Origin of the sequence: Flavobacterium sp. LM4 (assembly GCF_002017935.1) — a bacterium.
Taxonomy (GTDB): Bacteria; Bacteroidota; Bacteroidia; order Flavobacteriales; family Flavobacteriaceae; genus Flavobacterium; species Flavobacterium chungangense.
On sequence record NZ_MUFW01000001.1, the window covers coordinates 1,886,743 to 1,906,094 of the forward strand.

Annotated in this window: 22 protein-coding genes and 1 tRNA gene; 17 read left to right on the forward strand and 6 right to left on the reverse strand. The window is 34.1% G+C overall.

Annotated features, from left to right (window positions below):
- The 16 genes from BXU10_RS08470 to BXU10_RS08545 all read left to right on the forward strand — a co-directional run bounded on the left by BXU10_RS08470 (window position 1) and on the right by BXU10_RS08545 (window position 13,146).
- Window positions 1-726, forward strand: coding sequence for a hypothetical protein (locus BXU10_RS08470; RefSeq protein WP_078226966.1), 726 nt, complete (start codon window positions 1-3; stop codon window positions 724-726).
- A gap of 314 nt (window positions 727-1,040) precedes the next feature.
- Window positions 1,041-1,820 carry a TatD family hydrolase gene (locus tag BXU10_RS08475; RefSeq protein WP_078227946.1) on the forward strand — a complete coding sequence of 260 codons (780 nt, stop codon included), beginning with the start codon at window positions 1,041-1,043 and terminating at the stop codon, window positions 1,818-1,820.
- A gap of 63 nt (window positions 1,821-1,883) precedes the next feature.
- Window positions 1,884-3,020, forward strand: coding sequence for a 1-acyl-sn-glycerol-3-phosphate acyltransferase (locus BXU10_RS08480; RefSeq protein WP_078226967.1), 1,137 nt, complete (start codon window positions 1,884-1,886; stop codon window positions 3,018-3,020).
- Window positions 3,010-4,047, forward strand: coding sequence for an asparaginase (locus BXU10_RS08485; RefSeq protein ID WP_078226968.1), 1,038 nt, complete (start codon window positions 3,010-3,012; stop codon window positions 4,045-4,047). The genes BXU10_RS08480 and BXU10_RS08485 overlap by 11 nt, the downstream gene beginning before the upstream one ends.
- 84 nt (window positions 4,048-4,131) lie before the next feature.
- Window positions 4,132-4,218 (forward strand) — tRNA-Ser (locus tag BXU10_RS08490).
- A gap of 513 nt (window positions 4,219-4,731) precedes the next feature.
- Window positions 4,732-4,956 (forward strand): hypothetical protein, encoded by a 225-nt coding sequence (locus tag BXU10_RS08495; protein WP_078226969.1) that lies wholly within the window; start codon window positions 4,732-4,734, stop codon window positions 4,954-4,956.
- 60 nt (window positions 4,957-5,016) lie between these two features.
- Window positions 5,017-5,313 carry a helix-turn-helix domain-containing protein gene (locus tag BXU10_RS08500; RefSeq protein ID WP_189328071.1) on the forward strand — a complete coding sequence of 99 codons (297 nt, stop codon included), beginning with the start codon at window positions 5,017-5,019 and terminating at the stop codon, window positions 5,311-5,313.
- On the forward strand, window positions 5,288-6,130 hold the full coding sequence (locus tag BXU10_RS08505; RefSeq protein WP_078226971.1) for a reverse transcriptase family protein: 843 nt from the start codon (window positions 5,288-5,290) through the stop codon (window positions 6,128-6,130). The genes BXU10_RS08500 and BXU10_RS08505 overlap by 26 nt, the downstream gene beginning before the upstream one ends.
- A gap of 322 nt (window positions 6,131-6,452) precedes the next feature.
- Entirely contained in the window at window positions 6,453-6,815 is a 363-nt protein-coding gene (locus tag BXU10_RS08510; RefSeq protein ID WP_078226972.1) for an S-adenosylmethionine decarboxylase family protein, read from the forward strand.
- A gap of 3 nt (window positions 6,816-6,818) precedes the next feature.
- Window positions 6,819-8,051: a DUF4178 domain-containing protein gene (locus BXU10_RS08515; RefSeq protein WP_078226973.1), complete on the forward strand. Its 1,233-nt coding sequence runs from the start codon at window positions 6,819-6,821 to the stop codon at window positions 8,049-8,051.
- 2 nt (window positions 8,052-8,053) lie between these two features.
- Window positions 8,054-8,233, forward strand: a complete 180-nt coding sequence (locus BXU10_RS08520) for a hypothetical protein (RefSeq protein ID WP_078226974.1) — start codon at window positions 8,054-8,056, stop codon at window positions 8,231-8,233.
- Between the two features lie 11 nt (window positions 8,234-8,244).
- A complete protein-coding gene (locus tag BXU10_RS08525; RefSeq protein WP_078226975.1) occupies window positions 8,245-8,460 on the forward strand; it encodes a DUF350 domain-containing protein in 216 nt (71 codons plus the stop codon).
- Window positions 8,453-9,973, forward strand: coding sequence for a polyamine aminopropyltransferase (locus BXU10_RS08530; RefSeq protein ID WP_078226976.1), 1,521 nt, complete (start codon window positions 8,453-8,455; stop codon window positions 9,971-9,973). Before BXU10_RS08525 ends, BXU10_RS08530 begins: the two co-directional genes overlap by 8 nt.
- A complete protein-coding gene (locus BXU10_RS08535) occupies window positions 9,948-11,576 on the forward strand; it encodes an NAD(P)/FAD-dependent oxidoreductase (protein ID WP_078226977.1) in 1,629 nt (542 codons plus the stop codon). The genes BXU10_RS08530 and BXU10_RS08535 overlap by 26 nt, the downstream gene beginning before the upstream one ends.
- On the forward strand, window positions 11,554-12,579 hold the full coding sequence (locus BXU10_RS08540) for a hypothetical protein (protein WP_078226978.1): 1,026 nt from the start codon (window positions 11,554-11,556) through the stop codon (window positions 12,577-12,579). The genes BXU10_RS08535 and BXU10_RS08540 overlap by 23 nt, the downstream gene beginning before the upstream one ends.
- Window positions 12,580-12,609: 30 nt before the next feature.
- Window positions 12,610-13,146: a hypothetical protein gene (locus BXU10_RS08545; RefSeq protein ID WP_078226979.1), complete on the forward strand. Its 537-nt coding sequence runs from the start codon at window positions 12,610-12,612 to the stop codon at window positions 13,144-13,146.
- Between the two features lie 153 nt (window positions 13,147-13,299).
- Here BXU10_RS08545 and BXU10_RS08550 read toward each other — a convergent pair whose 3' ends face one another.
- The 6 genes from BXU10_RS08550 to BXU10_RS08575 all read right to left on the reverse strand — a co-directional run bounded on the left by BXU10_RS08550 (window position 13,300) and on the right by BXU10_RS08575 (window position 18,230).
- Window positions 13,300-14,076 carry an SGNH/GDSL hydrolase family protein gene (locus BXU10_RS08550; RefSeq protein ID WP_078226980.1) on the reverse strand — a complete coding sequence of 259 codons (777 nt, stop codon included), beginning with the start codon at window positions 14,074-14,076 and terminating at the stop codon, window positions 13,300-13,302.
- Window positions 14,077-14,143: 67 nt separating this feature from the next.
- Window positions 14,144-14,926: a DUF3050 domain-containing protein gene (locus tag BXU10_RS08555; RefSeq protein ID WP_078226981.1), complete on the reverse strand. Its 783-nt coding sequence runs from the start codon at window positions 14,924-14,926 to the stop codon at window positions 14,144-14,146.
- An 89-nt stretch (window positions 14,927-15,015) separates the two neighbouring features.
- Window positions 15,016-16,194 carry an acyl-CoA dehydrogenase family protein gene (locus tag BXU10_RS08560; RefSeq protein WP_078226982.1) on the reverse strand — a complete coding sequence of 393 codons (1,179 nt, stop codon included), beginning with the start codon at window positions 16,192-16,194 and terminating at the stop codon, window positions 15,016-15,018.
- A 138-nt stretch (window positions 16,195-16,332) separates the two neighbouring features.
- A complete protein-coding gene (locus tag BXU10_RS08565) occupies window positions 16,333-17,040 on the reverse strand; it encodes a tRNA1(Val) (adenine(37)-N6)-methyltransferase (RefSeq protein ID WP_078226983.1) in 708 nt (235 codons plus the stop codon).
- A gap of 101 nt (window positions 17,041-17,141) precedes the next feature.
- Window positions 17,142-17,666: a ribosome maturation factor RimM gene (rimM, locus tag BXU10_RS08570; protein WP_078226984.1), complete on the reverse strand. Its 525-nt coding sequence runs from the start codon at window positions 17,664-17,666 to the stop codon at window positions 17,142-17,144.
- 15 nt (window positions 17,667-17,681) lie between these two features.
- On the reverse strand, window positions 17,682-18,230 hold the full coding sequence (locus BXU10_RS08575) for a 30S ribosomal protein S16 (protein ID WP_078226985.1): 549 nt from the start codon (window positions 18,228-18,230) through the stop codon (window positions 17,682-17,684).
- Window positions 18,231-18,615: 385 nt separating this feature from the next.
- On the opposite strand from BXU10_RS08575, the gene BXU10_RS08580 reads away from it, so the two are divergent.
- A complete protein-coding gene (locus tag BXU10_RS08580) occupies window positions 18,616-18,975 on the forward strand; it encodes an RNA-binding protein (RefSeq protein ID WP_031454128.1) in 360 nt (119 codons plus the stop codon).
- Window positions 18,976-19,352 lie beyond the last annotated feature (377 nt).

The following is a 19,352-nucleotide window of genomic DNA, read 5'->3' on the forward strand; positions in this document are numbered from 1 at the left end:
ATGAACGAAGAACGCTACCTATTATTTGATCAATATCTGCTGGGAGAAATCACTGTTGAGGAAAGAAACAGCTTTGAAAAAGAGATCTCAGAAAATCCGGAATTTGCGGCTGAATTCAGAACTTTCAAAGAGGTTCAGGTACAACTGGAAAATAAATTCGGGCATGAGCAGGAAAGAAAAGCGTTTAAAGAAAACCTGTCCAATATTGCGAATAAACATTTCAATAAAGAAAAGCCAAAAGTGGTATTGATGCGTCCCTGGTATTATGCGGCGGCGGCATCTGTGGCAATTTTATTCGGATTGTTCTTTTTTGACTACAATCAAAATCCGTCTTTTAATGATTATAACCATCCCGGACAAGCTCATTTTACAGAAAGAAGCAATACAAATGTAAACCTGATACAGGCCGAAAAAGCTTTTAATGACAGAAAATTCAAAGAAGCGATTCCGTTTTTTGAGGCAGTTTTGAAAGACAAAAAAACATCCGAAATTCAATATTACTATGGTGTTTCTTTGGTGCAAACAGGCCAATATAAAAAAGCAGAGGGAGTTTTTAATGAATTGAAATCAGGAAACTCTGTTTACAAAGACAAATCACTTTGGAATCTGGCTTTACTAAAATTAAAACAAAAAGATTATAATGGATGTAAAGAAATCCTGGAGACTATTTCTCAGGACTATGAAGACTATGATGAGGTTCAGGAGCTTTTGGATGCTTTGGATTAGATATTTTACTAAGAAACACTGAGAATTTTACACAGAGATTCGCAAAGTTTTTAAAATACTTTGCGAATTTTTTTTATTGCTTTTTGCCATTCTGAGGAACGATGAATCTCCATAAATAATTCCATCCAGAGAATCGCCAATCTTTGTCGAGTTTCTAGCGAAGATTCCTCGTTCCTCGGAATGACAAAAAAGATAAAAAAATCTGTTAAATCCGCGTTTTTACAAAAGTGAATCCGTTTCATCCGCGTCCCAATCTGCACAATTGCTATTCTTTTAATATTGTCGTAATTTTGACAACTTTAAAAAACATACAATTGAATTCAACGACAATTATTACCGATACCCACACGCATTTATATTCTGAAGAATTTGATCAGGATCGTGACCAAATGATTCAGAGAGCCATAAACGCAGGAGTAACCCGTTTTTTTATTCCCGCTATTGATGCTGCAGCCACACAATCAATGTATGATCTGGAGCAAAATTATCCGGATCATGTCTTTTTGATGATGGGTTTGCATCCCACTTACGTGAAAGACAATTATCTGGACGAGCTGCAGCATGTTGAAACAGAACTTTCAAAACGGAAATTTTATGCCGTTGGTGAAATCGGAATCGATTTGTACTGGGATAAAACGCATTTAAAGGAGCAGCAAATCGCTTTTAAAAGGCAAATTCAGATGGCAAAGCAATACAGACTGCCCATCGTGATTCATTGCCGCGACGCTTTTGATGAAATATTTGAAATTCTGGAAGAAGAAAAATCAGCTGATCTGTTCGGAATTTTTCATTGTTTTTCCGGAACGTATGAGCAGGCGCTTCAGGCGATTTCGTATAATATGAAATTGGGAATTGGAGGCGTAGTAACTTTTAAAAACGGAAAAATCGACCAATTCTTACACCAAATTGATTTAAAACACATTGTTTTAGAAACCGATTCACCTTACCTCGCGCCAATTCCATACAGGGGTAAACGCAACGAAAGCAGTTATTTAACGAATGTAATTGCAAAACTGGCTGAAATTTACGAACTTTCAGAAACTGAAATTGCAGAAGCAACAACGCAAAACTCTAAAGACGTTTTCGGGATTTAATCCCCTGATTACAATACTTTGATTTTTTTTTTGTTCTTTTGCCCACCTAAATTGATATTTATAATGCAGAAATTTGACGCGATTCGACCATTTTATGATTCTGAAGTAAATGAAGCACTTCATGGAGTTGCCAATCATCCGATGATGAAAACCATGATGAATTTTACTTTCCCGGAATTAAACGATGAAGTCTGGAAAGAACAATTAAGGAAAACGCACTCTATCCGTGATTTTCAATGCAATTTTATTTATCAGACCATTCAAAAAGTACTCGAAAAAAGTTCAGAAGGACTTACGACTTCGGGTTTTGAAAAGTTAGAAAAAAACACTCCTTATTTATTTATTTCGAATCACCGTGATATTTTACTGGATACGACTTTACTGAATGTTTGTCTTTTCGAACACGGTTTAGTAATGACAGCATCGGCAATTGGTGATAATCTGGTAAAAAAAGCATTTTTGAGCATACTGGCAAAACTGAATAGAAACTTTTTGGTTTTAAGAGGTTTAACGCCGCGTGAAATGCTGCAAAGTTCTAAATTACTGGCCGAATATATGGGGCAGTTACTGCTTCGCGAAAATCGTTCGGTTTGGATTGCACAACGAGAAGGTCGTACCAAAGACGGAAATGACGAAACCAATCCCGGTGTTTTAAAAATGATCGCAATGGGTTCAGATGAAGCAAACCCGATGGATTATTTCAAAAAATTAAAGATTGTTCCGGTTGCTATTTCCTACGAATACGATCCTACTGATGTGCTGAAAATGCCACAATTAATGGCAGAAGCCAACAATGAGGTTTACGTAAAAGATAAAAATGAGGATTTCATGACCATTTTAAGCGGTATCATGGGAACTAAAAAAAGAATACATATCTCAGTGGGAGATGTTTTAGATACCGAAATTGATCAGATTGTTGCTGAGAATGACAATTCAAATAAACAGATTCAGGCTTTGGCACAAACAATTGATGATTCTATTTTGCAGAATTACCAATTATGGCCAACCAATTTTATTGCCTATGATATTCTGAATGAAACAGATAAATATGCACATTTATATAAAGAAAACGAAAAATTACTCTTTGAACGTCGTTTAGAAATGCGTATTGGAACTGACAATGGCGTAGCCAGACAAGGATTTTTAGCGATGTATGCCAATCCTGTAGTGAGTAAATTAAAATACCAGGATGTCATCTAAAGCTAAAATACTCTTAATTTATACCGGTGGAACCATCGGAATGAGTAAAGATTTTGAAACAGGGGCACTTAAAGCTTTTGATTTTGGAAAATTGCTCAAAAATATCCCCGAAATAAAACAACTGGATTGCGAAATCGAAACGGTTTCGTTTGAAAATCCAATTGATTCTTCGAATATGAATCCTCAAATGTGGGCTAAAATTGCCACTATTATCGAGGAAAACTATATTTCTTTTGACGGTTTTGTGGTGCTGCATGGCTCCGATACTATGTCCTATTCGGCATCAGCATTGAGTTTTATGCTGGAAAATTTGACCAAACCGGTTATTTTTACAGGTTCGCAACTGCCAATTGGAGATTTGCGCACCGATGCAAAAGAAAACCTGATTACAGCTATTCAGATTGCTTCCCTTCAGGAAAACGGAAAGCCTGTAATTACAGAAGTTTGTTTGTATTTTGAATATAAATTATACCGCGGAAATCGAACTTCAAAAGTAAATGCAGAACATTTCAAAGCTTTCACGGCACCCAATTATCCTGAATTGGTAGAATCAGGCGTACATCTTAAATTAAACCGACATTTATTTCTTCCAATAAAAACAGATGCGAAACTGATTGTGCATAAAAACCTGAACAATCATGTAGCCATTATAAAAATGTTTCCCGGAATGAGCGAAACCGTTTTGGCTTCAATCTTAGCGACTAAAGGTTTAAAAGGAATTGTTCTGGAAACCTACGGCTCCGGAAATGCTCCAACTGAAGATTGGTTTTTGAACCTGATCAAAAAAGCGATTCAAAACGGCTTGCATATCGTAAACGTAACACAATGTTCAGGCGGAAGCGTGAATATGGGACAATATGAAACCAGTACTGTATTGAAATCTTTAGGCGTTATTTCAGGAAAAGACATTACGACAGAAGCTGCCATCACTAAATTGATGTATCTATTAGGCCATACGGTTACGATTCCGCAAACGGAGTTTAAAACCATTTTTGAAACGGCTTTACGGGGCGAGATTTCACTTTAGCAATAAATAATAGCGAGTATTGAAAGGATTTTTGAAAATTACTTTTCTAACTCGTTTTTTTTCATGTTATTTGCAAACCAAAATAGAGAGGTGTCCGAGTGGTTGAAGGAGCTAGCCTGGAAAGCTAGTATATGGGTAACTGTATCGAGGGTTCGAATCCCTTCCTCTCTGCGAGAATTAAATCCCGCAATTTCATTTATTGAGATTGCGGGATTTTTGTTTTACGATCATATTGTTTTAAAAAGCTTTTTATCAATTGTTTAAATATTTTTTTAAAATTTTTTAGCTTTTTTTATTAACTACCAGTAATATATTTGTATATTTGCATCATAGTTCTTTGAAATATGTTTTGAAAGTTAATTGCTAAATGGAGAGTTTAAATTTTTGTTCATTTTCTCGAACAACCCTTATTGGGATTTAGGACACAATTATCTAAAGTTGCTGAAAGCTGTCGACGCCCCCTGAAAAGAGCGCCGCTTATCATTGAAAAGAATTGATATCAAATTCAATTACAATCAAAAGAAGTTTTAAGTAGATTAGAAGATAATTTGAATTGTTACTAAAGTTTCTTTTTTGGAAGCAGAATTTTGAAGTGGTGCATAGAGAGCATTGTCTACGCATTTAGTAATTAACGAGTGTTAAATAAGCAGATAGCAACGAAGCTATTACTAAAACTTAAATAATATGTCTAGAATATCAAGACTTCAAAACATCGATGGTTTAATAAACGCTTTAACCATCGCAAAGAACCAGTGCTCTCTATCGGAGAATGATGTTAATTTATTAAATGATGCAATAGCTAAATTAAATAGATTAAGAAAGAAAAAAGGACTGACTGATAAAAATTATAAATCTGAAGTATCAGATATTATCGCTCTTCTTATTAGATTTTTTAATTTAATGCTGTAAATCATGATTTTAAATATCGCTAATTTCCGACACCCCTTTAATTTTTTTATACTAATTATCATGAATATAGGTCAAGTCATCAAAGACGCAAGAAAACAGAAAGGGCAGACTCAGAGCGAGTTTGCTTTGTCTTGTGGAATCACTCAGACATATCTTTCTCAAATAGAAAACAATTCAAAAGAACCTAATTTATCGACTTTAAAAGTTATAAGTGAAAATCTTGATATTCCGTTACCTATATTGTTCTTTATGTCTTTAAATGAAGAAGATATTGCTCCAGAAAAAAGAGAAGCTTTTGCAATTATAAATCCATCCGTTAAATCCTTTATTAATGAATTCTTTAGAGACAAAATATAAATTGTTTTTACCATCCATTATAGGTGAAAAAAGTAAAGATCTTGACGAAATAATACAATCTATCGATGATCATTATAGAGAGCGTGTTGAACAAAAAATTGATAATAAAACTGGGAAACCTAAAACTTACCTCGATGGAACTGTTAAGAAGAGAGTAATTCGACCATCAAAGAAAAGATTGAATCTTATTCAATCAAAAATAAAAGATAGAATTCTTTCTAAAATTGAGTTGCCAGGTAATGTGCATGGTGGGGTAAAAAAAAGAAGTAATGTAACAAATGCAAAACCTCATCAAGGTAATAAATACGTTTTTGTAACTGATTTAAAAGATTTCTATCCTTCTGTTAAGGCAAAGAAAATTCATGATTTGTTTATTGAATTAGGTTATAATAAACAGTTTGCTTTTTATATTACTAAATTAACAACTTGGAAAGGTGAATTACCACAGGGAACTCCCACTAGTACACATCTTTCAAATATTTTTTTTCTTAAAACGGATTATGAACTTATAAAAATATGTGAGGAAAACAATATTACTTATACTAGATATGTTGATGATTTAACATTTTCATCTCCAAAAAATTTTCAACACTTAATTCCAACTCTTTTAAATATTGTTAAAAAAAGTGGATTAAAAATTAGTTACAGAAAAACAGATTATCAAGGAAAACAAACTGTAACAGGAATTAGGGTGTTACTTTATAAAATTGATGCGCCTCAAAAGATAATTGAAAAAGCAAAACTAGAAATTGATAATCATCCATCATGTAAACCTATGAGTAATTATGTCGAAAGTATAAGAAAAACTAATAGATAGTTCCTTATTTAAAATCTTTAATCATAATCTTTTCGTACTACAGTAAACGTTCGTAATTTTTTTTAAAATAATATTGATTTAGGTTTTTGTGATTAAAAATACGAAAACCTCTAATCCAGCCCCGATAGAAATGATATCCTTTTGTGGTGGGGTTCGCCATAAAAGATAAAATGGATAGCGGGACTAAAGGTGTTTTGAAAACAGATTTCTGCTTCTTGAAAAACAATTACAAGGGTAAATAGTTTTGTTCGTGATTCTTTTTTACATAATTTTATTAAATAAATTATTATATATTTGGCGCCGTTGTCAATATATAACTTTAATGGATTTACCTCCTTATTCGCCAGGTCTTCATAAACTGGTTACCCTTCATGTCGATAAAATTTTAGCACTAACTGATAGTCAGGGTTTTGTTGCTGTAACCAATTCCATTTTAGAGAAATACGAATTAGAAAAGGTGGGTATGGTGGTTCATGATTTTGATAACGATAGTTTTACCATTTCCGTTTGCTTAAAAGAATCTCATATTTGTATACACACCTGGCCAGAATACAATCAGTTGACTTTGGATGTTTATTTGTGCAATTATCTTCAGGATAACTCGCATAAGGTGCGTAGTGTAGTGGCAGATTATATCTCCTATTTTGAAGCGAAAATTATTAAGGATTTTGAAATTAACCGATAAAACATGAAAATTCCTTGTTACGATTGTAATACTGAAACCGAATTAGAGGTTGGTTTTGAAGTACTTAATTTTGTCTGTCCTAATTGTCTAAGCTTGTATGTAGCCGACGATGAGGGAAAATTTCGCAGAAAGTCACAATATAAAGCTGAACCAGAAGTTATTCCGCTGTCCATTGGCGATACTGGTTTTTTAAAAGGAAGCCAATATAAAGTGACTGGTATTTTGAGGAAAAAAGTGCATCCTGATTACAGATGGACAGAGTTTATTCTGCAAAATCAAGCCAAAGAGTTTCTTTATCTGTCGCTTTCAAACGGGCATTGGATGATGCTTACCGAAATGGAAAAGATTGACGATTTAAAAAAAGGGACTAAAATTCTGAAGTATGAGGGTAACGATTATGATTTATTTGAACATTCGGATGCTGAAATAGTTAACGCACAGGGATTTTTTGATTTTGAGATCCCGGTTAACAGATTAACACATCTTACTGAATTTATAAATCCGCCATACATTGTTTCGGTGGAAAGAATGAAGAATGTTCAAACGGCTTTCCATGGAGAATATGTCAGAAAGAGCGAAATGAAGAAAGCTTTTCCGGGAATAACATTGCCATATCAGTCAGGAGTCAGTATGATTCAGCCATACCGTTTTGATCTTAGAAATACGGGTATTATTTTCTGCCTTTTTGCTTTGCTGATTATAACCGCAAACTGGTATATTTATAAAGATCAGTTTGAACAGAATGTTTTTTCTAAAACAATAAAATTTAGCGAATTCGACAATAAAGAGGTTACAAGTGATGCTTTTGTTTTAAAAGGAGGTTCGGCTCCGTTAACGATCAAGGTTTCAACAAGTGTTGATAATTCATGGGCAAACCTGAATGTTGCATTAGTGAATGAGGATACAAATGATGAAATTTATGCCAATAAAGACATAGAATATTATCATGGATTTTCTGATGGAGAAAGATGGGCAGAAGGAAGCAGTTCTGAGGAGTTTAATATTTGCGGGGTAAAAGCCGGAAAATACCATCTTTTGATAACACCAATGAAAGCTCCTGAGGATATCAATAACAGCGAAATGCGGGTAAATGTAGTCTGGAACGAACCTTCGAGCCGAAATGTATGGTTAGTAGTTATCGGCATGATTGTTATTTACTTCATTATCCGATTTTTTAAATTAAATTTCGAAAAAGAACGATGGGCAGACAGTTCTTATTCCCGTTACGAAGAATAGATATGAAAAGAATTTCTGATTTTATATACAATAACTCACCTGCAATAGCAATTGGACTCTTTTGTTTTGGAGTCTATCTGTATTTTGCAATTGCCGGAAACCGTATTTGCGACTGCGAATCTACTGAAACTTACAAGTCAACGGGAAGCCGTACATCCTATAACCGTTTTTATCACAAATAAAATTTAACAATATGGAATTTATACACGCACAGCCAATAGTTAATTCAATAATTTATTCTTTTTTAGGAATAGTCATTTTATTGATCGGATATTTTATCATCGAAAAACTGACTCCTGAAAGCACATGGAAAGAAGTTGTGGAAAAAAATAATGTTGCTGTAGCGATTGTTCTGGCAGCTTTTATCATTGGGCTTTCAATGATTATTAGTGCCGCAATTCATGGGTAAAAAGTTTCTCAGGTTTGAATTTCTTTTACTGTTTGCCGTATTTATAATCGCTACCTGCGGACTCATTTACGAATTGGTTGCAGGAACACTGGCGAGTTATTTATTGGGCGATTCGGTAAAACAATTTTCATTTATTATTGGAGTTTACCTGTTTTCAATGGGTATTGGCTCTTTTTTTTCAAAGTTTTTTCATAAAAATTTACTCAATACTTTTGTTGAGATTGAAATATTAGTGGGACTGATCGGGGGATTGAGTTCGGTAGTTTTGTTTCTATTGTTCGAAAGTGTCGCATCTTTTCAATTGATATTGTATTTATTTGTTTTTGTAACCGGTTTTTTGGTCGGATTAGAGATTCCGCTTTTAATGAATATTTTAAAAGACAAAGTCGAATTTAAAGATTTGGTTTCAAATGTTTTCACCTTCGATTATATTGGAGCTTTATTGGCATCGATACTTTTTCCTTTGGTTTTAGTGCCAAAATTAGGCATAATGGGAACTTCATTATTCTTTGGAATGATCAATGTGAGCATTGCCATTGTTTTATGTTTTCTTTTGAAAAAGGAATTAAAAAAGCCTTATTTTTTAAAGGTAAAAGCCATTTTTTCGTTTTTGATTTTGCTGACAGTTTTTATTTTTTCAGATTCAATTTTGGATTATTCTGAAGGAAAATTGTACGGAGAAAATATCATTTACACGAATTCAACCCAATATCAGCGAATTGTTTTAACGCATAATAAAAGCGACTACAGACTGTATTTAAACAATAATCTTCAGTTTAGTTCTGCTGATGAATATCGTTATCATGAAGCTTTGGTTCATCCGGCCATGTCGATTGCCAGGAACGTAAAAAATGTTCTGGTTTTAGGCGGAGGAGATGGTTTGGCTGTTCGTGAAATCCTGAAATATAAAGATGTTCAAAAAGTCACTTTGGTCGATTTGGATGAAGGTATGACGAAGCTTTTTAAAACCAACAAAGTGTTAACAGGATTCAATCAAAATTCTTTAAATAATAAAAAAGTTACTGTTATAAATACCGATGCTTACATTTGGGCGAAAAGCTGTAAGGAGAGGTTTGATGTTGTTATTATAGATTTTCCGGATCCTTCCAATTATAGTTTAGGTAAATTATATTCGCTGAATTTTTACCAGACAATAAAAGCTATTTTACAGCCTGATGCAGCAATTGTAATCCAGACAACGTCACCTTATTTTGCGCCAAAATCATTTTGGTGTATCAATAAAACGGTCATGCAGGTTTTTCCTCAGGTTGATGCTTATCATGCTTATGTTCCTTCGTTTGGAGAATGGGGTTATACTATTGCTATAAATGGTTTTGGAACTACTTTTAATGATGTAAAAAGACAAGTTTCCGGATTGAAATTCTATAATTATCAGTTCGACCGATTTAATTATTTTACCAACGATATGATTTCAAACCAAATAGAAATCAATCGTTTAGATAACCAGATTTTAGTACGCTATTTTGATGAAGAATGGGGAAAATTGCAATAAAGGAAGGCGAAATTTCGTAAAAGGAATTGGTGCTTCTTTGCTTTTAATTCCGTTTTTACAGTTTTGTTCCGATAAAATAACTATTCTGATGATTCGTTTATCAGGGACTAACCATCTTTTGGGGCATCGGTTATGGATTAAGGATTTTCCGAAGCCGACAGCGCAAATTCAGATTCCGTATTTAATAATTGGAGGTGGTATTTCGGGTTTGAGTGCTGCGCGCCAGTTTCACAAAAAAGACATTTCAGATTTTTTGCTCCTTGAAATGGCAGATCATCTGGGCGGAAATTCCTCAAACGGTCAAAATAAATATTCAAAATATCCATTGGGAGCGCATTATTTGCCTCTTCCAAATTTTGATGATAAAGAATTGCTGCAGTTTTTGGAAGAAGAAAAAATTATCTTAGGTTATGATAAAAAAGGCCTTCCGGTTTTCGATGAACTGCAATTGACTTTTGCGCCTGACGAAAGATTGTTTTACAAAAACAACTGGCAGGAAGGCGTGGTTCCAAAAGAAGGAAATTCGTTTGAAGATGATCAGGAGTTTATACGATTCTTTAAGGAAATGGATGTGTTTCGAGTGGTAAAAGGAGTAGATCAAAAGTACTTATTTGATATTCCGATTTATCTTTCTTCGGAAGATGAAAATGCCCGAAATCTGGATAAAATAACGATGCAGAAATGGTTTGAAAAGCATAATTTCAAATCGAAACCATTATTTAATTATATCGATTATTGCTGCAAAGATGACTTTGGTTTGGGAATAGAATTCGTTTCTGCCTGGGCCGGGATTCATTATTTCGCCGGAAGAAAACAGGACTCGGTTACCGATAAAAATGAGAGCGTTTTAACATGGCCTGAAGGGAATGCCAGATTAGCCAGTCATCTTAAAAAATATACTGAGAAGAAAACCCTGAAAAACCATTTGGTTTATGAGGTAAAAGTCGAAAATAATAAAGTGGTTGCCAAAGCATTTGATGATGCTAAAAAAGTTTCGATTGAAATTATAGCAGACAAAGTTATTATGGCAACACCTCAGTTTGTCAATCAGTATTTGATAAAAAACCGTAAAGAATTTACAAAGGGATTTCATTATACACCCTGGCTTTTGGCGACCTTAACCGTAAATGATTTGCCGGACAATTTTAGTTTTCTGCTTTCGTGGGATAATGTGATTTATGACGCGAAAGGTTTGGGTTATGTGTATGCACAACATCAGACGCTGAATCAGGTTCATGAGAAAAAAGTAATTACCTATTACTATAGCTTTTCATCAGGTGATTTGAAGAAAACCCGAAAAGAAATCTACAAAAAAGACAAAGAATACTGGAAACAGGTCGTTTTTGACGATCTGAAAATTGCGCATCCGGATATCGAAGAATATATTGAAGAAATGGAAGTTTTTATATTAGGGCATGGAATGATTTCGCCAGTACCTGATTTTATTTTTGGCAAGGCCAAAGAGAATGCCGCAAAAAACATCGAAAACCGAATTTATTTTGCTCACACCGACCTGTCCGGAATCTCCATTTTTGAAGAAGCTTTTCATCAGGGAATTAATGCTGTAAACCAAATTTTAAATGATGCAACCCTGGATTCATAGAGCCAAAACAGATTTACTGTTTATCATTGGACCGTCATTTTTTGTACTGGCGATCATTTTTATGTTTCAGGATTATATAATTGAAATCGAAGATGATTATTCTTTTTATACCTGGCTTTTTCTAATTGTTTTTATCGATGTAGCTCATGTTTATGCGACTTTGTTTAAAACGTATTTTGTTGCAGATGAATTTCAGAAAAAGAAGAAACTGCTAATTCTCCTGCCGATTGTTTGTTTTGTGATAAGCATGATTTTGTTTTCTTTTGGAAGTCTGGTTTTTTGGTCTTTTCTGGCGTATGTTGCCGTCTTTCATTTCATTAGGCAGCAATATGGTTTTATGCGGTTGTATGCCCGTAATGAAGAAAAAACAAAGGTTTCAGTTATAACCGATAATCTGGCAATTTATGCGGCAACCGTTTACCCGATGTTGTTTTGGTTTCTATCTCCCAATAGAAAATTTAACTGGTTTGTTAAAGATGAGTTTTTTCATTTTAAGAATCAGGCCTTGTTGGAAATCCTGTTTTGGATTTACATTGGCATTTTATTATTGTATGTGGTTCGTACTGCAATTATTTCAGTGAAAAATAGCTTTTTTAACGTTCCGAAAAACAGTATTATTTTGGGAACAGCCTTGTCCTGGTATTTCGGAATTGTCTATTTTAATGATGATCTTGTTTTTACTTTGCTTAATGTAGTCTCACACGGAATTCCGTATATGGCGTTGGTTTATTTTAGAGAAGTTGAAAGCAAAGTTGATAACGGTTCAGGAGTTCTTGGCTTTTTAAAAAATTACAATGCCGTATTTATTTATGGACTGATTTTATTGGTAATTGCTTTTTCAGAAGAATTTCTTTGGGAGTTTTTTGTGTGGAATGAAAATATTTCCGTCAGTAATTTTGATTTCTCGGGCTGGCAGTTTGTGCTGGTTCCTCTGTTGAGTGTACCTCAGTTTACACATTATTTGCTCGATGGTTTTATTTGGAAATCTAAGAAAGCTGTATGATCGGTACGAATTATTTTATATTTTAATATTATGAAAAAACAAATTATACTTTTAAATTTTCTATTCATATTAATTTCCTGTTCTAAAAAACAAGAAGTCAGATCATTGCCTTCTGATAATCAGGAAGCCAAGCCATTTCCTTTTGATAATTTTGTTTTTACTTCAGCAGACTCACTTCATATTAATTCAATAAAATTTGCAAAAAGTGATACGATTTATGTTCATAAAAGTGATCCTTATCCAATAGAAAACGCTTATGCAATCCTTAAATCAGAAGAAAGAGAAAAACTTATTAAATTATTTAACGGAATAGATTTTACAAAGTTTGATAGTATTTATACAGAAGAGCATTTGTATGATCGTCAGGCTTATGTTTTGGGTATTTCTATAGGAGATAAGCGAAAAAAGATTTCTTTATATGGAAATAAATTTCCAAAAGAGCTCAAAATATTCATAGGTTCATTAGAACAAATAAATGCCAAATTAAAATTTCTCCCAACAAAAAAAGTTTTAGACTTTGGTGATTTAGGGCGTCTTTCGGCTCCACCTCCACCTCCGCCAATGTAAAAAAATGGGTTCTTTAAATTGAAAATTCTCTAATCTAGCCCCGATAGGAATGATATCCTTTTGTGGAGGTGTTCGCCACAAAAGATAAAATGGATAGCGGTACTAAATGTCTTATTGAAAACAGATTTTTTGCTTCTAAAATTTAATAAATATCTAATTTTGCAATGCTATTTTGGCTTTGGGCAAAAGACGCTCAACAAACGCAGCATAAGCAGATTCAGAAGGATGCAGTCCATCTGAAGTAACCAAGTTTGGATTGCTCAGTCCTTGTCTTGTGATATCGGTAATTCCAACAAAAACTATTTCATTTGCCTTGCAATAATTCTCAGCAAAATTATTGTACTGATTTATTTCTGTGGAGATTTTTGTCTTTTGGCTATCACTTAAATTTTTTGCATAAGGAGTGTAAGCATAATCCGGAATCGAAACTACAATTACGTTTTTTTTATCGCCTTTTGCGAACATAATGGCTTTGTTTGCCAGTTCCGGAAATTCTTTTTCATACAAAGAGAAATCTTTTCCCTGATATTGGTTGTTAACACCAATTAACAGTGTCACCAAATCATAATTGGATTCGGGTTTTTGTTGGTTTATGGCCGAAATTAAATTGGTGGTTGTCCAGCCTGTGGTAGCAATTACTTTTAATGAAAAATTGGTTTGTGTATAAAACATTTTTAAGCTCGTTTTGAGCTGTTCCGGAAATCGGCATGTTTCGCAAACGCTTTGACCAATCGTATAACTGTCTCCCAAGGCTAAATAATGTATGGATTTAGCAATGGGTCCGCTTGGAATTTCCGGATTTGGGACTGATGGTGGAGGTGTAACTGGCACGGGAGTAACAGCGGTTTCAGTATTTGATTCGTCTGTACTGCAACTCAAAAGAAATATAGAAAGTAAAACAATAACTATTTGTTTGAACTGTGGTTTCATAATTTGAATAAATTAGATTGGTCATCATTTCTAAACAAATAGTTACGTTAAAAAAGCAATTATGGTTTTATACCATTTCAGCTTTCATTGAAATTTCTTCTTCAATGGCATTCCAGAGTCCGATTCTTTTTTCCAGGGCAAGAATTGAAATTTCTTCAACATCAGACCATTTTTCAGCATCATTTCCGCATAAATCCGTAATCATTTGCATGGCCATTGGTCCGTGTTCATCGGCATCCAATTCAATATGTCTTTCAAAATAATAAAGTAATTTACTTAAATCGGTTTCCGGAAGATTTTTTTGAAAGTTCTTTAAGATTTGGGTAAACATAGCCGGAATTAGGTCTTCTCGTCCAAAAGTAAAGGCAGCGGCAATTTCATGCGGTTTTCCCTGTTCAATAACTCTGAAGGTGAAATCTAAAAATGATTTTACATCAGGATGTAATGAACTTTGTTTGATGGCCACAAAAATATTATGAAGCGAATTTACTTCGGATAAAAATTTGTTAATTGCAGTAGTATCAGCGCCACAATCTTCCATAGCTTCAAAATACATTTCGTAATGACTTTGTCTCCTTCCATCAATAGTCAGGTCGGTTTCTTCGGCAAGAACAATTTCGTTGATTAAATATCGGGTTTCGGGATTTTTTGTTGGAAACCACGGCGTAGTTGTGCAGGTAAGTTTAGCCTGTAAAGCCTTTAATAATGACATAAAGTCCCAAACTGCAAAAACATGACTTTCTAAAAAACGGTGTAAGTCATCGATGCTTTGAATTTTATTGTACAAAGAATGTTGTAAAAGCATTTCCTTTTGAGGATGAATGCGATTGTTGATGGTTTCAATATTCATAGACGTGGTATTTTCGGTAAATATAAAAAAGCTTCCCGATTAGAAGAAGCTTTTTGCATTGATTTTCAATATATTTTAATAGAGAGGTCTTATTTGAATGCTGAAATTCCGGTTACATCCATTCCGGTTATCAATAAGTGAATGTCATGAGTGCCTTCGTAGGTAATAACACTTTCGAGATTCATCATGTGACGCATGATCGAATATTCGCCTGTAATTCCCATTCCGCCCAGCATTTGTCTGGCTTCGCGTGCAATATGAATCGCCATGTCAACATTATTTCGTTTGGCCATTGAGATTTGGGCTGTTGTAGCTTTTCCTTCATTTCGCAAAACACCCAAACGCCAGGTTAATAATTGTGCTTTTGTGATTTCGGTAATCATTTCTGCCAGTTTTTTCTGTTGTAATTGTGTTCCTCCAATAGGTTTTCCAAACTGGATTCTTTCTTTGGCATAACGCAAAGCCGTGTCGTAACAGTCCATTGCTGCTCCAATTGCTCCCCAGGCAATCCCATATCGTGCCGAATCTAAACAGCCAAGCGGTGCACCTAATCCGGATTTATTTGGTAACAGATTTTCTTTAGGAACTTTCACGTTGTCAAAAATTAACTCACCTGTAGATGATGCACGAAGCGACCATTTATTATGGGTTTCAGGTGTTGTAAAACCTTCCATACCGCGTTCTACGATTAATCCGTGGATTCTTCCTTCTTCATTTTTCGCCCAAACGACAGCAATATCGGCAAACGGAGCATTCGAAATCCACATTTTGGCACCATTTAAAAGATAATGATCACCCATGTTCTTAAAATTGGTAATCATGCTTCCCGGGTCAGAACCGTGGTCGGGTTCTGTTAATCCAAAACATCCCATGAATTCACCGGTGGCCAGTTTTGGTAAATATTTCATGCGCTGTTCCTCATTTCCGTATTTCCAGATTGGATACATAACTAATGAAGACTGAACAGATGAGGTAGATCGCACACCTGAATCACCACGTTCAATTTCCTGCATGATCAATCCATATGAAATTTGATCTAAGCCTGCTCCTCCATATTCAACCGGAATGTAAGGGCCAAATCCTCCAATTTCTCCAAGTCCTTTTATAATTTGTTTAGGGAATTCGGCTTTTTGGGCATATTCTTCTATGATGGGAGAAACTTCACGCTTTACCCATGCACGCGCCGACTCGCGAACCAGTTTGTGTTCTTCTGTCAATAGATCATCTAAATTGTAATAATCGGGTGCTTGAAATTGGTCTGGTTTCATTTTTAATAGTTTTACTGAACAAATTTAAAAAATATAAATATAACAAAAACATTATATATTGTTGTATTCTTAAAGCAAAAAATGAAGATATAATTAAAAATGGCTGGATTTAAATTATTTAACCATAATCTCAAAAGATTACATTTTCAAATAAAACTCTTTTGTTAATTCAATATACCCAGCAGTATAAATATGTCTGTCAATTTCGATAATCAATTCATCGATTTCAATATGTGGAGATTCATTTCGGCTGAAAGCCAATAAACTGCGTTTAATTTCTGAAGTTGGGGTGCCTTTAACGCGTGTAATTTTGGTTGGATATAATTCAGCTTCTTTTGCTAAAGCTATAAATTTTTCTTCTTCTTTGAATGGGAGAATCAGCGCAAATATTCCGTTCTCTGAAAGTAATAAATCGGTAGCTTCAATTAATTCTTCAAAAGGCATTGCATCCTGAAAACGGGCTAAGTCGCGTTGCTCGTTTTCTGTTTTATAATCTTCGGAATAAAAAGGCGGATTTGAAACGATCAAATCGTATTCATCTTCCGGTTCTTCAATAAATTCGTCTAAACCGGCATGAAAACAAAAAAGACGATCTCCCCATGGTGAGTTTTCGAAATTTTCTACCGCTTGTTCGTACGCCTCTTCGTCAATTTCCAGCGCATCAATTTGTTCCGCATTCGTTCTTTGAGCAAGCATCAATGCGATAATTCCGGTTCCTGCACCTATATCTAAAACACTAAATGGATTATGATTTATTGGAGCCCATGCGCCAAGTAAAACGCCATCGGTACCTACTTTCATGGCAGTTTTGTCTTGCTGAACAGAGAATTGCTTGAATTGGAACATGATAATTTAAGGATGATGGTTAACAATTATTGATTTTTGATTTTCCTTTCAGAAATGAATAATCTAAAAATCCAACAATCTAAGAAGTCTAAAAATCTAAATTAAAGATACATCTCTACTAATCCTTCAGGCAGATCCATGATAACTTTTTTATTGTCACGATCAATTTTTACAAGGAAATGGTCAATCATCGGAACTAGTATTTCAACTTCACCATTCAGAACTTCAAAAAGTGGCTGGGCAGAAGAATCATTAATAGAAGTTATTTTTCCGAAAACACCTAAACGCTGGTCTTCGATTTCAAAACCAATAACTTCGTGGAAGTAAAACTTGTTGCCTGAAAGTTTTGGCAGCATAGTTAAAGGAAGATAGACAGCATTTCCAACTAAGGCATCTGCATCTTCTTCGGTATTTACATCTTCAAAACGAACCCTTAGAAAATCGTTTTTGTGTAAAGAACTTGTTTCAATAAAAAAAGGAACCAAGTGTTTGTTGTGCTCAACAAACACTGATTCCAGATTTTCGTATAACTCAGGTTCGTCTGTGTCTAAATAGATCAGAACCTCACCTTTGAAACTAAATTTTTTAGCGATTTTACCTAAATAAAAACATTCTTCTTTACGCATTATCGCCAGATAAAATTATGCTTCAGTTGTTTCGTTATTCTCTTCAGCAGCTTCTACTTCAGCAGCTTCTTCTGTCGCTTCAGCAGCAGATGCAGCAGCGATAGCATCAGCTTCAGCCTGAGCTGCAGCAGCTAAACGTTTAGCATTTACTTCTTGTTCTGCTTTTAAAGCTTTAGCTTTAACATCAGCTTGTGCTTTTGTTAAACCGTCTTTTTTAGCATCAACTTTTCCAGCTTTAGCTTCTAACCAGGCAGCTAATTTTGTGTCAGCTTGTTCCTGAGTTAAAGCTCCTTTACGAATACCTCCATCAAGGTGGTGTTTCAATAAAGCTCCTTTGTAAGAAAGGATAGCTCTTGCAGTATCAGTTGGTTGTGCACCATTGTGTAACCATTTTACAGCGCTATCCAGGTTTAAATCGATAGTTGCAGGGTTAGTGTTTGGATTGTAAGTACCAATTTTCTCTAAGTATTTACCATCTCTTTTTGAGCGTGCATCTGCAGCTACAACCCAGTAAAAAGGTTTTCCTTTTTTACCGTGTCTTTGTAATCTAATTTTTACTGACATAATCGTATGATTAAATTTTGAGGTACTCGACCTCTGTTAATTAAGGGCGCAAAGATATAATTTTTTTCTGAATTGTAGGTTCAAAAAGACATTAAATATAAGAAGAGTAGAATTTTCAGATTTTCGAATATTTAGAATTCAAATTTATATTCTAATATAGTGCCTTTTGGTTTAAATTATTTTAATGAAGTATGTCATAATTTATATAAAAAACTATGGAATTGGTTTCTATATGGATTTTAATAAAATTTCGGTTTCTCATTAATTGATTATTTTTATAGCAATATATTGTGATAAAATCAAAATAAAAACATAAATAAGCTAATATATAGTAGATTACAAAAAAATAAGATTACATTTGTTTTATTATTATAAATAAGTACATATGAACATTTTTGTTGGAAGCCTTCCATTCAGTATTGAGGAAGCAGATTTAAGAGAGTCTTTCGAGGCTTACGGAGCAGTAGATTCAGTTAAGATCATTACTGATAAATTTACTGGAAGAAGCAAAGGATTTGGTTTTGTTGAGATGCCAAACGACAGCGAAGCTCAAAAAGCAATTGATGAATTGAACGGTGCAACTGTTCAGGGACGTGCAATTGTTGTTAATAAATCTGAGCCAAAACCTGAAGGTGAAAGAAGAAGCTTCAATAATAACAGCCGTGGTGGAGATTCACGCGGAGGTTATGGTGGAGGAAACAGCCGTGGTGGAAATGACCGTGGTGGTAACAGAGGAGGATATTAATATTTTTTTCTAAATATATAAAAGGCGTCAATGAAAATTGACGCCTTTTTTGTTCATAAACTATTTTTGTGAAGCTTTTTTAGAATAGATATTATTTCCAAAAATAAATGCGGAGAAGACAAAAGGCATTATTGGTGAAATTTGATAAAAAAGATTTACACCCGATTTAAAACCATCTGTTAAAATGTTATTTATGCCTAAACCAATAAAAAATAGGCATATAACAAAAAGTAGAAACTGGATTTTTAAATTTATTTTTATCATAATTGATTTTTAGTATAAATATTGGATAATGAATCTAGTATCTATAATCTCATTATCATTTATTCTTATAAAAGTAATCATAATTTGTAATTTAAAATAAAAATTAATCTCAG